We start from the raw sequence: 17,448 nt of genomic DNA, 5'->3' as shown, positions 1-17,448 counted from the left end.
TCCACCTGTGGCGGTCACTCGCCGGTCACGTCCCGGCCCACCCCCCACCCGGCGGCGACCAGCGCCGTCGCCGTCCATCCGGCCAGGACCAGCAGGGCGGCCCGGTCCCCGGCGGTGCCGTCGAGGAACGCCGAGAACGGCAGCGGCGCGCGCAGCTTTCCCAGCAGCCCCTCGACGAACACCAGCCAGCCCGCCCCGCCGAGGAACACCCAGATCGGCCGCCGGACCACGGCGGCGCTGGCGACGCCGAACGCCGCCATCGCCGGCACCGCGACCAGCGTCGCGACGTACGTGCCGGTCGCGCCGACCGCAACCATGACCCCGCTGACCGCCGCGACCGCCGTCGCCGTCAGCGCGTACGCGAGCACCTGGCCGGCGAGCACGGTCAGCCGGCGGGGCTGCCCCAGGTAGAGCAGGACGGCGGTGCGGTGCGGGAAGTGCTGCGCGGTGCCGACGACGCTCAGCGCGAACGCCGACAGGCCGACGAGCAGCGCCCAGGACGCCTCGTCGACCGTGCCAAGGAGCAGCCCGAAGAGCGTCAGGACGAGCACCGACAGCCAGCCCGACCGGATCGTGGCGAGCCGGTGCAGCTCGGCGCGCGCGACGGCGGTCACGCCGGGCCGACCAGGTCGAGGAACACCTGCTCGACGTCCCGGGCGAGCGGGGTCAGCTCGTGCACGGGCACCCCGGCCCGGAACGCCAGCTCGCCGAGGTGCTCGGCGGTCAGGCCCACCACCTCCAGCGCCTGGTCGTCGGCCCTCGCCTGGCCGAGGCGATCCACGTCGGCCGTGACCGTCGCTCCGGCGGCGGTGAAGACGTGCCACAGCCGCTGCGGGTCCCGGCCGCGCACCCGGACCCGGGGCGTGGCCGCGCCGGTGAAGCGCGCCAGCGGCGCCTGCCGCAGCACCCGCCCCCGGGCGATCACCACCACGTCGTCGACGAGCTGCGCCACCTCGGCCAGCAGGTGGCTGGAGACCAGCACGGTGCCGCCGGCCCGGGCGTGGTCGCGCAGCAGCCCGCGCAGCCACGCGATCCCCGCCGGGTCCAGCCCGTTGCCCGGCTCGTCGAGCACCAGCACCGGCGGGTCGCCGAGCAGGGCCGTCGCGATCGAGAGCCGCTGCCGCATCCCCAGGGAGTAGCCGCCGGCCCGCCGGTCGGCGGCCTCGGCCAACCCGACCCGCTCCAGCAGCAGATCGGCGCGCGCCTGCCCGGCCCCGGCCAGGATCGCCTGGGTACGCAGGTGCGCCCGCCCGGTCTGCCCGGGATGGCACGCGCCCTGCTCCACCACCGCGCCGACCTGGCGCAGCGGATGGACCAGCTCGCGGTACGGCCGGCCGTCGACCAGCGCCACGCCTGAGGTGGGCCTGACCAGGCCGAGCAGCATCCGCAGGGTCGTGGTCTTGCCTGACCCGTTGAGCCCGAGGAAGCCGGTGACCCGGCCGGGCTCGACGGTGAACGTCACCGTGTCCACGACCGGCCGACCGCCGTAGACCCGGGTGAGTCGGCGTGCCTCGATCATCCGTTCACCTGCCCAGCAGGGGCGCGACCACGTCGATCCGGTTGGTCCACACCCCGCCCGTCCAGCCCGCCGGGATCGCGTCGACGTCGTCGGCGTCGTCGAAGCCCTCCGAGAACCCGCCCGACCCGTTCACCACGATCACCCGCGTATCCGCCTCCCGCATCCGGGCGACGAACCGGTTCGGCCACCCCCACATCAGCCGCCCGTAGCGCTGCGGCAGATGCAACTGCCGGTGGCGGCAGGCGTCCGGGACGTGCCCCGTCCAGCCGACCGCCAGGTACGCCACCATGCAGTCCTTCATGACCTTCTTCGAGGTGACCCGGACGTCGGGCAGCCGGGCGGCGAACGCGGCCACCGCCACGTCGCCCCCGTACACGGTGAGGGTGTCGCGCCGCTGCTGCGGCAGCGTCGCCAGGAGGTCGGCCAGCGCCTCGCCCTCGGCGGCCCCCTCGACCTTCAGGTGGATCAGCAGCTCCCGGTCGGGGAACTCGGCCAGCACCTCCTCGGCCGTTGGCAGCAGGCCCACCCCCTTGCCCCGGAACGGGAACGTCCGCCCGCCGTCGCTGGTGTAGCCGTAGCCGAGGTCGAGCCCGCGCAGCTCGGCGAGGGTGTGCTCGGCGACCTTCCCCGTGCCGTCGGTGCGGCACTGCAACGTCGCGTCGTGGAAGACCGCCAGGCGGCCGTCGCGGGTGACCTGCACGTCGAACTCCACCAGGTCGGCCCCCGCCGCGAACGCCGCCCGCATCGACGCGAGAGTGTTCTCCAGGTACGGATGCTCGGGCGGATGGATGCGCTCGGCGGTGCAGGTGTCGTTGGTGACGCCGGCCAGCTCGTAGGTCTGGGCCAGCCCCCGGTGCGCCAGCAGGAACGGCCCGCCCGGTGGCCGACCGGCCAGTGTGGAGCTGTTGCCGACGTACAGGCCGGCGGCGGCGAGCAGCACGACGACCAGCGCGATCGCGAGCCGCCGTCGCCACCGCCGGCCCCGGCCCGGCGGCTTCTCCGGTGCGTTGTCGCTTACGGCAGTTCCCGTTCCCCGTTCGGTCACCGGGGCAGCCTGCCAGCGGCGGGGACCGCCCGGAAGCGGCGAAGGACGTAGCCGTCGTCGACCTTTGGTACCAGTCACCGCCCGCCGGCCCCGAGCAACGCCGATCGGCCGGTCGCTCAGCGCCGATCGGCCGCGTCCCGGACGAGGAGCGCCGCCTGGGTGCGGCTGCTGACCGCCAGCTTCCCCAGCAGGTTGCTGACGTGGGTCTTGACCGTGCGTTCGGTCAGCGCGAGCGCGCGGGCGATCTGCTGGTTGGCCAGCCCACGCCCGAGCAGCGACAGGACCTCCCGCTCCCGGGGGGTCAGCGTGGCCAGCCGCGCCACAGCCTCCGACTGGCCGTCGGTCCCGGGCTGCCGCGCCGCCGGCCACAGCGCCCCCGCCGCCGACGCGCTGAGCGCCGTCACGCCGGCGTGCGCGCCCCGCACGGCAGCGGCGAGTTCCGTTCCGGTGGCATCCTTGAGCACGAACCCGTTCGCGCCGGCCGCCAAAGCCCGATGGATCTCCTCCGCCCGTCCGACCGTGGTGAGCATCAGCACCCGGGCGGCGCACTCCGGGTGCCGCTGCCGCAGCTGCCGTAGGATCCCGACGCCGTCGCAACCCGGCAGGTAGAGGTCGAGCAGGACCACGTCCGCAATGTCGGGCCGCCGGGCGAGCAGGCCGAGCAGCGCGGCACCGTCCGGCAGCTCGGCCACGACCTCGATGTCCGGCTGGGCACCGAGGATCAGGCCCATCCCCTCCCGGACCAGCGCCTGGTCGTCGACGATGGCGAGCCGGATCATCGGCCCATGATAAGTCGAGGAGGCGGCATGACCCGGCGGCCCGGCGGCCACTGGCAGCGCCCTGTCGACGTCACCCTCGGCGTTGCCCTGGCCTGCCTCTTCCTGGTGTCCGGCACGGTGGTCTCGGCCCCGCTGGCGGTGGCCCAACTGCTTCCCCTGGCCTGGCGGCGGCGCGCGCCCCAGGCGGTGGTGGCCGTGGTCGGGGCCGCCACGGCGGTGCACACGTTGGCGGGCATGGCCCGGTCGATCGGCTTCCTGCCGGTGACGTTGGCCCTCTATTCCGCAGCGGCCCACCGGTCACCGTGGATCCGCTGGGGGATGTGCGGTGCGGTCACGGCGGCGGTCACCGCCGCCAGCGGCCAACGGCACGGGCTCGTCGAGGGCGGCGTGTTCGCCGCCGCCGTCTGCATCGTCGCCTGGCTCGCCGGCGTCGAGCGGGGCGAGCACCTGCGCGAGCGCACCGGGTACGTCGCCGAGAACGCCCGGCTGCGCTGGGAGCAGACCCTCGCGCGGCAGGCCGCCGACGCCGCTGCGGAGCGGGAACGGCTCCACCGGCGGCTGCACGACACTCTTGCGCACACCGTCACCGTGATGGTGGTGCAGGCCGAGGCGCTGAGGTCGACCACTCCGCTGCCCCCGGCCGACCTGGCCCGCCTCGACCGGGTGCTGGCCGCCGGCCGCGGGGCCTTGGCGGACGTCCGCGCCGCCCTGGCCGACCAGCCCGAGCCGGACCCGGCCGCCACGCTCGCCGACCGGCTCCAGACGTTGCGCGAGGCGGGCCTGAGCCTGCCCCCGACGTTGCCGGACGGGCTGGATGACCTGCCGGCGTCGGTGCGGGCGCTCGCCCACCGGCTGATCGGGGAGACCGCCACCAACGCGCTGCGCCACGACGGCGTGGGCAGCAGCCTGGACATCGCCGTCGATCGCACCGACGACGTGTTGACCGTCGCATTGACCAGCAACGCCCGCGGTGGGGCAGGCGAGGCGGCCCCGTCCGGCCCGGCCGGATTCGGCCTGCGCAGCCTCTCCCGAGACGTCACGGCGCAGGGCGGGACGCTGCGTCACGGCCGGTCCGGCGGCTCCCATTGGCGAGTCGTCGCCACCCTCCCGCTGCGCCCGCCATCCGACTGAACAAGTCCGCGTGCTCGGTCATCGCGCCACTCCGGTCGCCTCCGCCAGCGCGAGCAGGTGTGGATCCGGCCGGCTCGCGACGGCCAGTACGCCGGCCAGCGCGGTCCGCCCGGCGGGCCTGATGCGCACCTCGGCGGGCACCAGGCGGTCCGCGTGCAGCAGCGCCGCGCCCGCCCCGGCCGCGTCACCGGCACGCAGGTACGCGCCGGACACGTCGACCAGGTGCGCGGCCCGGTGCTCGATCGGCAGCCGTTGCCAGCCCGGGGCACCGACCAACGCCTCGTGGGCGACGACCGCGCGCCGGCCGTCCCCGAGCATCGAAACGGCCACGACCCGGGCGGCGTCGACCGCTGCCCGCTCCGGCCCGCCGGGCTCGGTGACCGCTGCGGCATCGTCGAGCATCTCGTTCGCCGCAGACCGGTCGCCGGCCTCGGCGGCAGCCAGCGCGGCCTGAAGCAACGCCGCCGCGCACGCCGCCCGCTCGGCGGCACTGCCCCCGCCCGGCTCCAGCGGGGCGACCTGGTGCGCGGCGACGACGGTCGTCTCGAACGCGGCCTGCTGCCGGCCGGCGGCACGCAGGGCCTGGCCGAGCGGGACGGCGGCGAGTGCCGCCAGCACCGGATCGTCGCCGGCAACGGCCAGCGCGCGGTCGGCGGCCAGCCAGGCCAGCTCCGCGGTGCCGAGCTTCACCAGCACGAACGCGACGAGCCGGTACGCCTGGAGGAACTGCTCGGCCTGCCCGCCACCGGCGAGCCGGTGCCCGTCGACGAGCAGGGCGGGGGCGAGCCGCAGCAGATCGACGTACCGGCCGTGGTTATAGGCGGCAGCGGCGTGCGCCACCCGGGTCCGGTAGACGACCGGATCGGTCGGGGCGGCCGGTGCACCCAGCAGGCCCGGATGGCGGGCGAGCGCGGCCCGGACTACCTCGACGCCATCGGTAGCCGGCTCACGCTCGGGCCCGACGGCCCCGTCGCGGGCGATCAGCAGATCCGGGTCGATACGCAGCACAGCGGCGACCTGCCGCAGGGTCGACACCTTGTCGAGGGCGCGAACGCCCCGCTCGACCTTGTCCACCCACGACTTCGACCTGCCCAACCGATCGGCGAACACCTGCTGGGACATGTTGCGCCGGCCCCGCCAGTACGCCACCCGGCGACCCACCGGCAGCTCACCCACCCTGCACCAGCCGAGCCACGATGCGCGCCGAGTTGGCGTTCGCCCACGGCCAGCACCGTTTCGGGGTGCCGCAGACCGGGCACCGGCCGTCGCGCTGCCGGTGGGCGTCCAGGTCCCGCTGCCACCACGGCATCTCCAGGTCGCCGACAGCCTGACTCACCGGTCGGCCCTGCCGGGGGTGGCCTCGTGGTCGAGAGTCCCGGTCGGGAGGATCTCGGTCGCTTGGCAGTGCGGCGGGGTGGCGCGCGCCGCCTCGGCGTCGGCGAGGAGCCGCCGACGGGCAGCCGCCTGCTCGGCAGCCTGGATGACCTGGCAGGTGCCGGGCGGCGGGGGCGGGTCAGACCGCCGCAGTAGCCATCGCACGATGCTCCGCAGCTCCGACCAGATCGCCATACCGCCACCTAACGCCTTCCGGGTCTGTGGCAGCGGCTGCTCATGTGGAAGGACGGGCCGCCGCCGCGCTTCTGGGGGCGGCCTGTCACCTGGGAAGCAACAGCGCCCGCTCTACCTCGCTGGACACGGCGCGGCTGTTTCCCGTGCTGTCGCCGCGCCACTACAGAAAGTAGGCGACTGTGCGCTGTTCACGTATTGCTACCGGTTATGCGTTGACGGTGATGTCCAGGCGTCGGGCGAGAACCCTGAGTTCCCTCGACACGGCCCGTCGGCGGGCCCGGCGGACCATCGCCGACACCGCGTCCCGAGCCAGCGGGTTCAGGATGAACAGCGACGGGGCGGTGTGTTCTGCCCGGGTGAAGGCAATCTCCGCCTCCCGGTCCCTGCGGCCGGACTGCGCCAGGGCCCGCCCGAGGTCCATCCAGTACGCCTGCCGGCGATTGGCGATCGGTAGCGCATCCACGTTGACGGTCCGGGCCAGATCGATTACTTCCGCGTGGTCACCGGACTCGCCGGCGATGGCCATCCGCCACAGCACGACGTTGGTCGGGCCGAAGCACATGGTGTTGAACCCGCCGTCCGGCGGCGGGTCACCGAGGGTCGTCGCCTCTTGCTCCGCTTCGGACAGGTGGTCGGTCGCGGTGCCGGTCTGCCCGTCGACCGCAGAACGCAGCGCAGCGGCCAGGTGTAGTTGCCCGAGTACCTGCCGCACGTCACGGTCCGCCGCGTACGGTTGCAGGTCGGCCATCGTACGGGCGGCGGCGCGCGCGGCGACTCCGGCCGCTTCGACGGGCAGGGCCTGCGCGTATGCGAACCGGGCCGCGCCCCGCCATGCATGGTGCTCGACGTCTTCGGCGGCGGCCTGGGCGATGCGGGCCGCGTCGACGGCCAGGTGCCGGTGCCCGAGGTGCCGCAGGCAGGTCGACGTCAGGTAGGCCGCTTCGGCGAGCAGGACTCCGCCATGGGCGGAGGCTTCCGCGAGAAGCCCGGGAAGGGTCCGGGCCATGCGAATGTAGTCGGCGCTGAGTCGCAGGACGTTGGTGGCATGAAGGGACTCGATGGTCTGTTCCCGGCTGCCAGAGGGTTTGGGCCGGTCGCCATCGCTGATCTCCAGCAGGGCGGCCCAGACCGCGGGTACCGCGTCTGCGGCGCCGGTCTTCGCCGGGTCGGTCGGATCGCCGGGCTGGTCGAGCAGGTCGGCGACCGTGACCTGTAGGGCGGAGGCGATGGCGATCAGCGTGGACCGGCTGTCGATGCTGCGGTGCCCGGCCTCGATCTGTGAAATGTACGGTTGTGAAAGTCCGGCGAGGCCGGCGAGCACAGCTTGGGTCATTCCGCCTCGGCGTGCCCGCCAGTACCTGATGCGCGTGCCGATGGTGTCGGTCGACATTCTGGCCCTTTCCCAGGTAGCGGTCTGGGCGGTGAGTCGTCGACCCGCTACCACCGACGGCCCCACCGTCTGCAACGGTACGCCCCCATACGGTTACCGGGGTTGATGCGGTGAGGCAGGGCGGTCCGTCGGTCAGGCTGGTCCGTCGGGCGGCGGGGTGCCGACCGCGCCGATGGCGGTGGCCTCCGCGTGCCGGTCGCGCAGCCGGGCCCGGATCTCCTCCGGGGTGTACGCCCGCCGCCGCCGCTCGGCGCGGGCCACGACCACCCCGGTCGCGGCGACACCCGCGAGACCGGCCAGCCCGAGCCACTTCCACCACTGCATCCGTTGCCGCATGCGCCTAGGGTAGACGTTCATGAGCAAGCAGAACGGCGGGGCGACGGCATGAGCATCGGCCTGGACGAGGCCGTGGAGCTGACCCGCACCGGCGACGTGTGGGTGTTCCGGGGTCGCAGCGTGCCCGACCGCGCCATCCAGCTCACCACCAACAGCCCGGTCAACCACGTCGGCATGGCGGTGGTCCTCGACGACCTGCCGCCGCTGATGTGGCACGCCGAGCTGGGCCGGTCGCTGCCGGACATGTGGACCGGCACCCACCATCGCGGGGTGCAGTTGCACGACCTGCGGGACGCGGTCTGCGTCTGGGCCAACCGGTACGGCCAGCGGGCCTGGCTGCGCCAGCTCGAACCGCCCGCCGACGTGACGATGGAGCAGGCGGTGCTGCGCACCGTCGCCCGCCTCGACGGCACGCCGTTCCCGTCGACCGCCCAGCTCGCCTGGCGCTGGGCGCGGGGCCGGGTGCCGCAGGTGCGGCTGCCGGTGCCCCTGCCCCTCCGGCGGGACCGGGCAGCCGGTCCAGGAGACCGGGGAGCCGCGCACGAAGAGCAGGCAGAGCAGGGAGCCACCCAGGCGGAGCGGGGGAGCGGCGCGGCGGACCGGCCGGGCGGGGTCGCGGTGCGGGACCGGGCGCTGGAGACGGCGTACTGCGCCGAGGTCGTCGCGGTGACGTACGAGGCGATGGGCCTGCTGCCGGCGGGCCGCCGGCCGAACTGGTACGACCCGGGCCGGTTCTGGAGCGGCGACGATCTCGGGTTGACCGGCGGGGCGCAGCTCGGCGCCGAGATCGAGGTGCGGATCCCGCCACGGTGAGCGACCGGGGCGGCGCGCTGCGCGCTGGTGCCGCCGACCCTGGTTTGCCGGGGCGGGCGCGCGGCAACTGACAGTCCCCGTGACAGCATCCACCGATCTCGACGCGCTGACCGACTTCTTCAACCGGTACGGCGTGGCCCTGACCACCGGCGACGTGGCGGCGGTCGCCGCCTGCTACGCCCTGCCGGGGCTGGTCGTCGCCGACACCTACAGTTTCTCGTTCGCGTCACCGGCGGCGGTGGCGCTGTCGTTCGTCGGCGCGGCCCCTGACTACCACGAGCGTGAGCTGGTGGCGGCGCACGCGGTGATCGGGGACGTGCAGCCAGTCTCGGCGCTGTTGACCGAGGTCGCGGTGGAGTGGGAGTTCCTGGACGGCCGGGGACAGCGCGTTCCTGGCGAGCGGTACCGTTACCTGCTACGGAGTACCGACGACGGCCCCGCCATCTGTACGGTGATCCGCACCGCCTGACCGCGTCGCGGCGACCTTCGGGGTGCCCGCGGCATCGCCGGAACCGGGCTCACTGGACTGTTAGGACGGTTCAGTGGGCTCCGGCCCTTTCCGACATTGCCGTAGATCGCTACGCTCTCCCGGCGGGACCGATGAGGGAGGGACATGTCGGGCACACGTCGCGCGCAACCCACCCCTGGGACCAACGCCGCCATCGCCAGTTCACCCTGGATCGTGGTCTCGGTCGGGGTGGTGGTGATGGTGGTGCTGCTGTTCGTGGCGCTCGGCACGTACCGCAGCCGGGGTCCCGTCGGTGAGGCGTTCCCGGCTCCCGAGTGGACGATGCCGCTGCCGACGCTGCCGCCGACGGTGAGCCGGTCGGTGACCGAGCCGCCCGCGCCGGTGGTGCCGGGCCTCTCCCCGCGCTCGACCCTGTCGCCGAGCGGCGGGCAGGCCGCCGGGCCCGGTGTCGTCCCCGTCCCGGTCGGCGAGGTTGGTGCCGGCCCGCTGCCGGCGGAGCCGGCCGCCCCGCCGCCCGCCGCCCCGCCCGCGCCCGAACCCGAGCCCGAGCCGCCGGCCCCGACCACCCCGGCCAGGCCGCCCGCGTCGCCGTCGGTCAGCGGCGCGTACCGGGTGATGAACTCCTACGACGGCGCGTTCATCGGCGAGGTGCTGGTGCGCAACGAGTCCCGGTCTCAGCGGGGCTGGACGGTCCGGATGACCTTCCCCGGTGCGCACCTGGTGACCGCCTGGATCGAGGGCGCCCCGCAGGGCCGGATCAGCCGCTCGGGCGACACGTGGACCTTCACGAGCGGCGTCGACCTGTCCCCGGGCGCGTCGGTGCCGCTGCGGTTCCACTTCGACCAGACGCGGGCCACCCGCCCGACGACCTGCACCGTCGACGGGGCCGGCTGCTCCGGCCTGCGCTGACCGACCCCCTCGATCGTCACCGGCCGTGGCCGGCTCCTTCCTGTGCAGTGTGCATGCGGTTGCCCGTCCCCCAGGGCCCGCGTGCGCAGGCGCTTGCAAGATGACTGCTTTGTTGCGACTCCGTTTGCAAGGTATTGCAGAACGTTTCGGCAAGGGCTAGCGTGCGGGCCAATCACGACCAGAGGAAGGCCGTCGATGAAATCCCCGCCTATGCCCCGTAAGGCGCTGCTCGCCTTGGTCTCCACCCTCACCCTCGCCCTCGTCGGCGCCCCCGTCGCCGTGCGCCAGCTCGGCGGCGACGCCGCCGACGGCGGCACCCGCACCGACCCCCTCGCCGCCGCCGGCGCGGTGCAGTGGCGCGCCGAGCCCTCCGCCGAGGCCCTGCTCGCCGCCGGCAACGACGACGCCCGGGCCGAGCAGTTCTACTTCGTCCTGCCCGACCGGTTCGCCAACGGCGACCCCCGCAACGACGCCGGCGGTCTCACCGGCGACCGGCTGTCCACCGGCCTCGACCCCACCGACAAGGGCTTCTACCACGGCGGCGACCTCAAGGGTCTCATCGACAAGCTCGACTACATCCAGGGGCTGGGCACGACGGCCATCTGGCTCGCCCCGGTCTTCAAGAACCGGCCCGTGCAGGGCACCGGCGACGACGTCTCCGCCGGCTACCACGGCTACTGGATCACCGACTTCACCCAGGTCGACCCGCACTTCGGCACCAACGAGGAGCTGAAGAAGCTGGTGCAGCTGTCGCACCGGCGGGGCATCAAGGTCTACCTCGACGTCATCGTCAACCACACCGCCGACGTCATCAAGTACGCCGAGGACAAGTACGCGTACATCGACAAGAAGACCGCGCCGTACACCGACGCGCAGGGGCGGGCCTTCGAGGACCGCAACTACGCCGACGGCACCCGGGGCTTCCCCAAGGTGAACGCCGACTCGTTCCCGTACACCCCGACCTTCGACAGCCCGGCCGACGCGAAGGTCAAGGTCCCGGCGTGGCTCAACGACGCCACCATGTACCACAACCGGGGCGACTCGACCTTCGCCGGCGAGAACAGCGAGTACGGCGACTTCTTCGGCCTGGACGACCTGTGGACCGAGCGCCCCGAGGTCGTCGCGGGCCTCACCAAGGTCTACGGCGACTGGATCGGCGCGACCGGCGTCGACGGGTTCCGGCTCGACACCGTCAAGCACGCCAACCTGGAGTTCTGGCCGCAGTTCAGCCGGGGCATCGAGCGCGCGGCCGAGAAGGCGGGCAAGAAGGACTTCTTCATGTTCGGCGAGGTCTACAGCGCCGACCCGGAGATCACCTCCACCTACGTGCGGCGCGGCGGCCTGCCCGCCACCCTCGACTTCGCCTTCCAGGAGGCCGCGCGCGGCTACACCGCCGCCGGCGGCTCCGCGAAGGCCCTCGCCGACGTGTACGCCCGCGACGACCTGTACGCCGCCCGCGACACCGACGCCAACCGGCTGACCACCTTCCTCGGCAACCACGACATGGGCCGGATCGGCTCCTTCGTCGCCGCGGCCGGCGGGGACGACGCCGCGCAGCTGCGCCGCACCACGCTCGCCCACCAGCTGATGTTCCTCACCCGGGGGCAGCCGGTGGTCTACTCCGGCGACGAGCAGGGCTTCACCGGCCCCGGCGGCGACAAGGACGCCCGGCAGGACATGTTCGCCTCGAAGACGGCCGACTACCTCGACGACGACCTGATCGGCACCGACCGCACCCACGCCGCCGACCAGTACGACCCGGCGCACCCGCTCTACCGCACCATCGCCGGGCTGGGCGCGCTGCGCCAGGCCCACCCGGCGCTGCGCGACGGCGTGCAGGTCACCCGGTACGCCGCCGACGGCCCTGGCGTCTTCGCGTTCTCCCGCGTCGACCCCCGCCAGCGCGTCGAGTACGTCGTCGCCGTCAACAACGCCGACACCCCGCAGACCGTCACCGTGGACACCTGGTCGCCCGGCACCGCCTTCGCCGGCATTTACGGCAGCACCGCCAGGCCGACCGCTGGGGCGGACGGCAAGCTCACCCTCACCGTGCCGGCCATGTCCGCCGTGGTGCACCGGGCCGCCAAGGCCATCCCGCAGGCCGCCGCGAAGCCGACGATCACCATCACCGCCCCCGCCCCGGGCACGCCCGTCGCCACCCGGGCCGCCGTCACCGCACAGGTCACCGGCGACCCCCTCGCCACCGTCACCGTCGCCGCCCGGGTCGCCGGCGGCCGGTGGACCCTGCTGGGCAGCGCGCACACCGCCCCGTACACCGTGCACCACGACCTGACCGGCCTGGCCGGCGGCACGAAGGTCGAGTACAAGGCCGTCGTCCGCGACGGCCGGGGCCGCGTCGCCGCCACCCGCTCCACCGCCACGGTCGGCACCCCCGCCCAGAGCGCGTCGCGGGACTGGGTGGTGGTGCACTACCAGCGCCCGGCCGGCGGCTACGCCGACTGGGGCCTGTACGCCTGGGGCGACATCGACCCCGCGTACGTCACCGAGTGGCCCAAGGGGCAGCCGTTCGCGGGTGAGGACTCGTACGGCCGGTTCGCCTGGGTGAAGCTGAAGCCCGGCGCGAAGTCCGTCGGTTTCCTCGTGGTGGACTCCGCCGGCAACAAGGACGTCGCCACCGACCGCACCGTCGACGTGACGCAGACCGGCGAGGTGTGGGTGAAGCAGGGTGACGCCGCGCTCTACCCGAGCCGACAGGCCGCCACCGGCGAGCCCGACCCGCCCGTCGCCGAGGACACCGCGCTGATCCACTACCGCCGAGCCGACAACAACTACGACGGCTGGGGCCTGCACCTGTGGGACGGCGCGGCCAACCCCACCGACTGGTCCAGCCCGCTCAGGCCGGAGAAGGTCGACTCCTTCGGCGCGGTCTTCCGCGTGCCGCTGGCCGCCGGGGCGACCGGCCTGAGCTACATCGTCCACAACGGCGACACCAAGGACCTGCCGGACGACCAGCGGCTCGACTTCGCCACCGCCGGGCGTCAGGTGTGGCTGCTCGCCGCCACGCCGGGCCGGCTACTGCCGACGACCTCGTCCGGGGTATCCAGGGACGTGGACATCACCAAGCAGCGGGCGCAGTGGATCGACCGGTCCACCGTCGCCTGGCAGACTCCCGACACCGACGGCCGGACGTACGCCCTGGTCACCGCCCCGGCCGGCGGGGTGAGCGTCGTCGACGGGGAGCTTTCCGGGACGTACACCTCGCTGCCGTTGCGGGCGCAGCGCAACGGGCTCACCGAGGCCCAGCGCGCGCGGTTCCCGCACCTGTGGGCCTACCGGGCCTTCACCCTCGACCGGGGCGACCTGGCGAAGGTGCCGGCGGCGCTGCGCGGGCAGCTCGTGGTCACCGAGCGGGACGCCGAGGGGAAGCTGCTCGGCGCGACCGGCGTGCAGATCCCGGGCGTGCTCGACGACGTGTACGCCGCCGCGACCGGCGCGAGGCTCGGCCCCACCTTCGCCGGCCGGGTGCCCACCCTGTCGGTCTGGGCGCCCACCGCCCGCACGGTGTCGCTGGAGCTGTCCGACGCCCCGACCGCCGCGCCGAGGGTCGTGGCGATGCGCCGCGACGACCGCACCGGCGTGTGGTCGGTGCGCGGCGAGCCGGGCTGGACCGGAAAGTTCTACCGGTACCGGGTGTCCGCGTGGCAGCCGGCCGCCCAGCGGATGGTCACCGCCTCGGTGACCGACCCGTACTCGCTGGCCCTCGCCCCGGACTCCACGCACAGCCAGCTCGTCGACCTGGCCGACCCGGCGCTCGCGCCGGCCGGCTGGGCGGGCCTGCGCAAGCCGGCGGCCGTGCCCCCGGCGAAGGCGCAGATCCAGGAGGTCTCCGTGCGGGACTTCTCCGTCGCCGACGCAGGCGTGCCGGCCGAGCGGCGCGGCACCTACCTCGCCTTCACCGACCCCGACACGGCCGGCATGAAGCACCTGCGGTCGCTCGCCGACGCCGGCGTCGACTACCTGCACCTGCTGCCCACGTTCGACTTCGCCACCATCCCCGAGCGGCGGGCCGACCAGCAGCAGCCGGCCTGCGACCTGGCCAAGCTGCCCCCGGACTCCGACGAGCAGCAGCGCTGCGTCGCGGCCGTCGCCGACACCGACGGCTACAACTGGGGGTACGACCCGCTGCACTACACCGTGCCGGAGGGCGGCTACGCCGTCGACCCGGCCGGGGCGGCGCGCACCACCGAGTTCCGCCGGATGGTCGCCGGGATCAACGGCGCGGGCCTGCGGGTCGTCATGGACGTCGTCTACAACCACACCTCGGCCGCGGGCACCGACGCGAAGTCGGTGCTCGACCAGGTGGTGCCCGGCTACTACCACCGGCTGCTCGACGACGGGGCCGTCGCCAACTCCACGTGCTGCGCCAACACCGCCCCCGAGCACGCCATGATGGGCAAGCTCGTGGTCGACTCGCTGGTCACCTGGGCCAAGGCGTACAAGGTGGACGGCTTCCGGTTCGACCTGATGGGCCACCACCCGAAGGCGAACATCCTGGCCGTGCGCGCCGCCCTGGACAAGCTCACCCTCGCCCGCGACGGCGTCGACGGCCGCAGGATCCTGCTCTACGGCGAGGGCTGGAACTTCGGCGAGGTCGCCGACGACGCCCGGTTCACGCAGGCCACCCAGGCCAACATGGCCGGCACCGGCATCGGCACCTTCAACGACCGGCTGCGCGACGCGGTGCGCGGCGGCGGCCCGTTCGACGCCAACCCGCGCGTGCAGGGCTTCGCCTCCGGCCTGTTCACCGACCCCAACGGCGACCCCGTCAACGGCTCGGCCGCCGAGCAGAAGGCCCGGCTGCTGCACGCCCACGACCTGATCAAGGTCGGGCTGACCGGCAACCTGCGCGGCTACCGGTTCACCGACTCGTCGGGCAGGCAGGTCACCGGCGGTCAGGTCGACTACAACGGCTCGCCGGCCGGCTACACGGCCGCGCCGGGCGAGGCGGTCACCTACGTCGACGCGCACGACAACGAGATCCTGTACGACGCGCTGGCGTACAAGCTGCCGCAGGCCACCTCGGCGACGGACCGGGCCCGGATGCAGGTGCTCGCCCTCGCCACGGTGGTGATGGGGCAGGGGACCGGGTTCGTGACGGCCGGCTCGGAGCGGCTGCGGTCGAAGTCGCTGGACCGCAACTCCTACAACTCCGGCGACTGGTTCAACCAGATCCGCTGGGACTGCGCCCAGGGCAACGGGTTCGGCGCGGGCCTGCCCCCGGCGCAGGACAACGAGGACAAGTGGCCGTACGCGAAGCCGCTGCTGGCGGATCCGAAGCTGGTGCCGGACTGCGCGGCGATCGACCTGGCCGACGCCCGGTACGCGGAGCTGCTGCGCGTGCGCGAGTCGTCGCCGGTGTTCGGGCTGGACACCGCCGAGCAGGTGCAGAAGCGGGTGGCGTTCCCCCTGTCCGGCGCCGCCGAGACGCCGGGCGTGCTCACGATGACCCTCGACGCCCGGGGGCTCGGCGGGCAGTGGCGGTCGGTGACCGTCGTGTTCAACGCGACCCCGCAGGCGGCGAAGCAGACCGTGCCCGGCCTGCGCGGGTCGGACGTCGCACTGCATCCGGTGCTGCGGGCCTCGGCCGATCCGGTGCTGCGCACCGCCTCGTTCGACCGGGGCAGCGGCACGTTCACGGTGCCGCCGCGCAGCGTGGCGGTCTTCGTCCAGCGCTGACCCGGCGTACCCCGGACAGACGCGACCGGCCCCCGCCACTTTCGTGGCGGGGGCCGGTCCGTTCGTTGACGCCGCCGAGGTCAGCCGAAGCAGTTGACGATCGGGGTGCCGGGGCCCGCGCAGTTGTCCGGGCTGTTGTGGAACACCTTCGTGGTGGGGTCGAGGGTCACCGCCGTCGCGGCGGCCGCGTTGAAGATCCCACCCCCGGCCACGATCGCCTGGTTGTCGGTGATCGTGGTCCGGGTCGCCGTGACCGTGCCGGTGGTGTCGTTGTAGATGCCGGCGCCGTTCACGGCCTGGTTGCGGGCGATCGTGGCGTCGAACAGCACCAGCGACCCGAGGTTGAGGAAGCCACCGCCGTTGCCCTGGCCGGCGCTGTTGGCGACGACCTTGGCCTCGTGCACCGTGACCGCGCTGCCCGCGCCGACGAAGACCCCGCCGCCGCCCGCACCGGGCTGCACCGTCGCCGGAGCGACCGCGGTGTTCTCGACCAGCTCGACCTTGCGCAGCTGGGCCTGGGTGCCCGTGCCGGTGACGGCGACGCCGCCGCCGGAGATGGTGGCGATGTTGAGCTTGAACTCGGTCTCGGCGACGTCGGCGCTGCCGCCGGCGACGTTCAGCCCGCCGCCGAGGCCCCCGGCCGCGTTGCCGATGAACTTGCTCTTCACGATGGTCACCGACCCGCTCACGCTGTCGATGCCGCCGCCGCCGTCGGTCGGCGAGCCCGCCTTGTTCGCCTCGAACAGGCTGTCCTCGACGACGAGGCGGCCGGTGTTGTGGATCGCGCCGCCCCCGGTGAACGCGTTGTTCACGGTGAACGCGCTGTGCTTGACCACCGTGCTGCCCAGATTCTCGATCGCCCCGCCCGTGGCGGGCGTGGTCGTGGTGGTCCCGATGACCTGGTTGCCGGTCAGGGTGCTCTTCTCGACCAGCAGCCGGCCGCCCGCGTTGACCAGGATCGCCCCGCCGGAGGCGGGGGTGACCCCGACGGCCGCCGTGAGGCCGTTGCGCAGCGTCACGTCGTACAGCCGCAGGGAGCCGCCGTTGCCGACCTGGAAGAGCCGGAACGCGGTCGCGCCGGCGTTGGGCAGGTCGTAGGCGCGCTCGATGGTCGACCGCTCGCCGATGATGTTGAGTTCGCTGGTGATAATCGGCAGGCCGGTCGAGGCGGTCCCGGTGCGCAGGCTGTAGCGGCACTCCTTGGCCAGCTTGAGCGTGGCGGCGGTGCGCTCGGCGTTGGCCCGGACGATGGCCGCGATCAGCCGGTCCGGGTCGCACGGGATCTCGTGGACCCGGCCGAGACCGTCCTCGCCCTTGCGGTCCTCACCCTTGCGTTCTTCGCCCTTGCCGTCGTGGCCCTGCTGCCCGCCACGGTCGTCCCGGGCGTAGCCGCCGTCGTCGCTGGCGCGCTCCGCCGCGACGCGCGTTGCAGCCGTCGCGTCGGACGTGCCCGCGGTGGCGACGCCGAACGCGGCGAGGCCGACGACCCCGGTCAGGCCGGCGGCACCGGTGGCGAGCCAGGTCCGGCGGCGCAGGGCGCGCCCCGGCCGCTCGGCCGGCGTCTTCCTCGGTGATGTGCTGGACATGTAGGCCCTCTGCTCTCATCTCGTACCGGATCGGGTCGGCGGTGTCCTGCACGGCCCGATCCGCTTCAAACGGAAGGATCTGGTACGAACCAAGCTATGAGAGCTTTCCTCGCCATACGGCTTTATCAGAAGAAACTACGCATTCGGGTAAACGGACTCCGGCCCCGTCCGGGGGACCCCGGGCGGCCGGCCGGGGCCGGGGGGG

At 73.8% G+C, this 17,448-nt stretch carries 15 protein-coding genes; 5 read left to right on the top strand and 10 right to left on the bottom strand.

Annotated elements, in window-relative coordinates; genetic code table 11:
• Positions 1-14: 14 nt before the first annotated feature.
• From LPA42_RS32695 to LPA42_RS32680, 4 genes are all read right to left on the bottom strand, one after another.
• Positions 15-614: a hypothetical protein gene (locus LPA42_RS32695; protein WP_077939197.1), complete on the bottom strand. Its 600-nt coding sequence runs from the start codon at positions 612-614 to the stop codon at positions 15-17.
• Complete coding sequence (locus LPA42_RS32690; RefSeq protein ID WP_077939198.1) at positions 611-1,519, bottom strand: ATP-binding cassette domain-containing protein; 909 nt, start codon at positions 1,517-1,519, stop codon at positions 611-613. Before LPA42_RS32690 ends, LPA42_RS32695 begins: the two co-directional genes overlap by 4 nt.
• A gap of 4 nt (positions 1,520-1,523) precedes the next feature.
• Positions 1,524-2,564 (bottom strand): glycerophosphodiester phosphodiesterase family protein, encoded by a 1,041-nt coding sequence (locus tag LPA42_RS32685; protein ID WP_077939199.1) that lies wholly within the window; start codon positions 2,562-2,564, stop codon positions 1,524-1,526.
• Between the two features lie 116 nt (positions 2,565-2,680).
• A complete protein-coding gene (locus LPA42_RS32680; protein WP_077939200.1) occupies positions 2,681-3,343 on the bottom strand; it encodes a response regulator transcription factor in 663 nt (220 codons plus the stop codon).
• Positions 3,344-3,370: 27 nt separating this feature from the next.
• Here LPA42_RS32680 and LPA42_RS32675 point away from each other — a divergent pair, with 27 nt between their 5' ends.
• The gene (locus tag LPA42_RS32675) at positions 3,371-4,474 is read left to right on the top strand and encodes a sensor histidine kinase (protein WP_077939201.1); all 1,104 of its coding nucleotides are present in this window, start codon (positions 3,371-3,373) and stop codon (positions 4,472-4,474) included.
• Between the two features lie 18 nt (positions 4,475-4,492).
• On the opposite strand, the gene LPA42_RS32670 is transcribed toward LPA42_RS32675, so the two are convergent.
• From LPA42_RS32670 to LPA42_RS32650, 5 genes are all read right to left on the bottom strand, one after another.
• Positions 4,493-5,650, bottom strand: coding sequence for a helix-turn-helix domain-containing protein (locus tag LPA42_RS32670; RefSeq protein ID WP_077939202.1), 1,158 nt, complete (start codon positions 5,648-5,650; stop codon positions 4,493-4,495).
• Positions 5,643-5,810, bottom strand: coding sequence for a hypothetical protein (locus LPA42_RS32665; protein WP_158229452.1), 168 nt, complete (start codon positions 5,808-5,810; stop codon positions 5,643-5,645). The genes LPA42_RS32670 and LPA42_RS32665 overlap by 8 nt, the downstream gene beginning before the upstream one ends.
• Entirely contained in the window at positions 5,807-6,043 is a 237-nt protein-coding gene (locus tag LPA42_RS32660) for a hypothetical protein (protein WP_077939203.1), read from the bottom strand. The genes LPA42_RS32665 and LPA42_RS32660 overlap by 4 nt, the downstream gene beginning before the upstream one ends.
• A gap of 205 nt (positions 6,044-6,248) precedes the next feature.
• Positions 6,249-7,433 carry a helix-turn-helix domain-containing protein gene (locus LPA42_RS32655; protein WP_077939204.1) on the bottom strand — a complete coding sequence of 395 codons (1,185 nt, stop codon included), beginning with the start codon at positions 7,431-7,433 and terminating at the stop codon, positions 6,249-6,251.
• 132 nt (positions 7,434-7,565) lie between these two features.
• The gene (locus LPA42_RS32650; RefSeq protein WP_228987105.1) at positions 7,566-7,769 is read right to left on the bottom strand and encodes a hypothetical protein; all 204 of its coding nucleotides are present in this window, start codon (positions 7,767-7,769) and stop codon (positions 7,566-7,568) included.
• A gap of 48 nt (positions 7,770-7,817) precedes the next feature.
• On the opposite strand from LPA42_RS32650, the gene LPA42_RS32645 reads away from it, so the two are divergent.
• The 4 genes from LPA42_RS32645 to pulA all read left to right on the top strand — a co-directional run bounded on the left by LPA42_RS32645 (position 7,818) and on the right by pulA (position 15,657).
• Positions 7,818-8,582 carry a hypothetical protein gene (locus LPA42_RS32645; RefSeq protein ID WP_077939206.1) on the top strand — a complete coding sequence of 255 codons (765 nt, stop codon included), beginning with the start codon at positions 7,818-7,820 and terminating at the stop codon, positions 8,580-8,582.
• A gap of 79 nt (positions 8,583-8,661) precedes the next feature.
• The gene (locus tag LPA42_RS32640; protein ID WP_043967588.1) at positions 8,662-9,051 is read left to right on the top strand and encodes a hypothetical protein; all 390 of its coding nucleotides are present in this window, start codon (positions 8,662-8,664) and stop codon (positions 9,049-9,051) included.
• A gap of 144 nt (positions 9,052-9,195) precedes the next feature.
• Positions 9,196-9,960, top strand: a complete 765-nt coding sequence (locus tag LPA42_RS32635) for a cellulose binding domain-containing protein (protein WP_228987104.1) — start codon at positions 9,196-9,198, stop codon at positions 9,958-9,960.
• Between the two features lie 195 nt (positions 9,961-10,155).
• A complete protein-coding gene (gene pulA / locus LPA42_RS32630; protein ID WP_077939209.1) occupies positions 10,156-15,657 on the top strand; it encodes a pullulanase-type alpha-1,6-glucosidase in 5,502 nt (1,833 codons plus the stop codon).
• 80 nt (positions 15,658-15,737) lie between these two features.
• Here the strand turns inward: pulA and LPA42_RS32625 are convergent, their stop codons facing one another.
• Positions 15,738-17,243, bottom strand: coding sequence for a hypothetical protein (locus LPA42_RS32625; protein WP_077939210.1), 1,506 nt, complete (start codon positions 17,241-17,243; stop codon positions 15,738-15,740).
• Between the last annotated feature and the right edge of the window lie 205 nt (positions 17,244-17,448).

The organism is Micromonospora sp. DH13, from assembly GCF_020873825.1.
In the GTDB taxonomy this organism is placed as follows: domain Bacteria; phylum Actinomycetota; class Actinomycetes; order Mycobacteriales; family Micromonosporaceae; genus Micromonospora; species Micromonospora haikouensis.
This window is presented reverse-complemented; position numbering and strand designations above follow the sequence as displayed.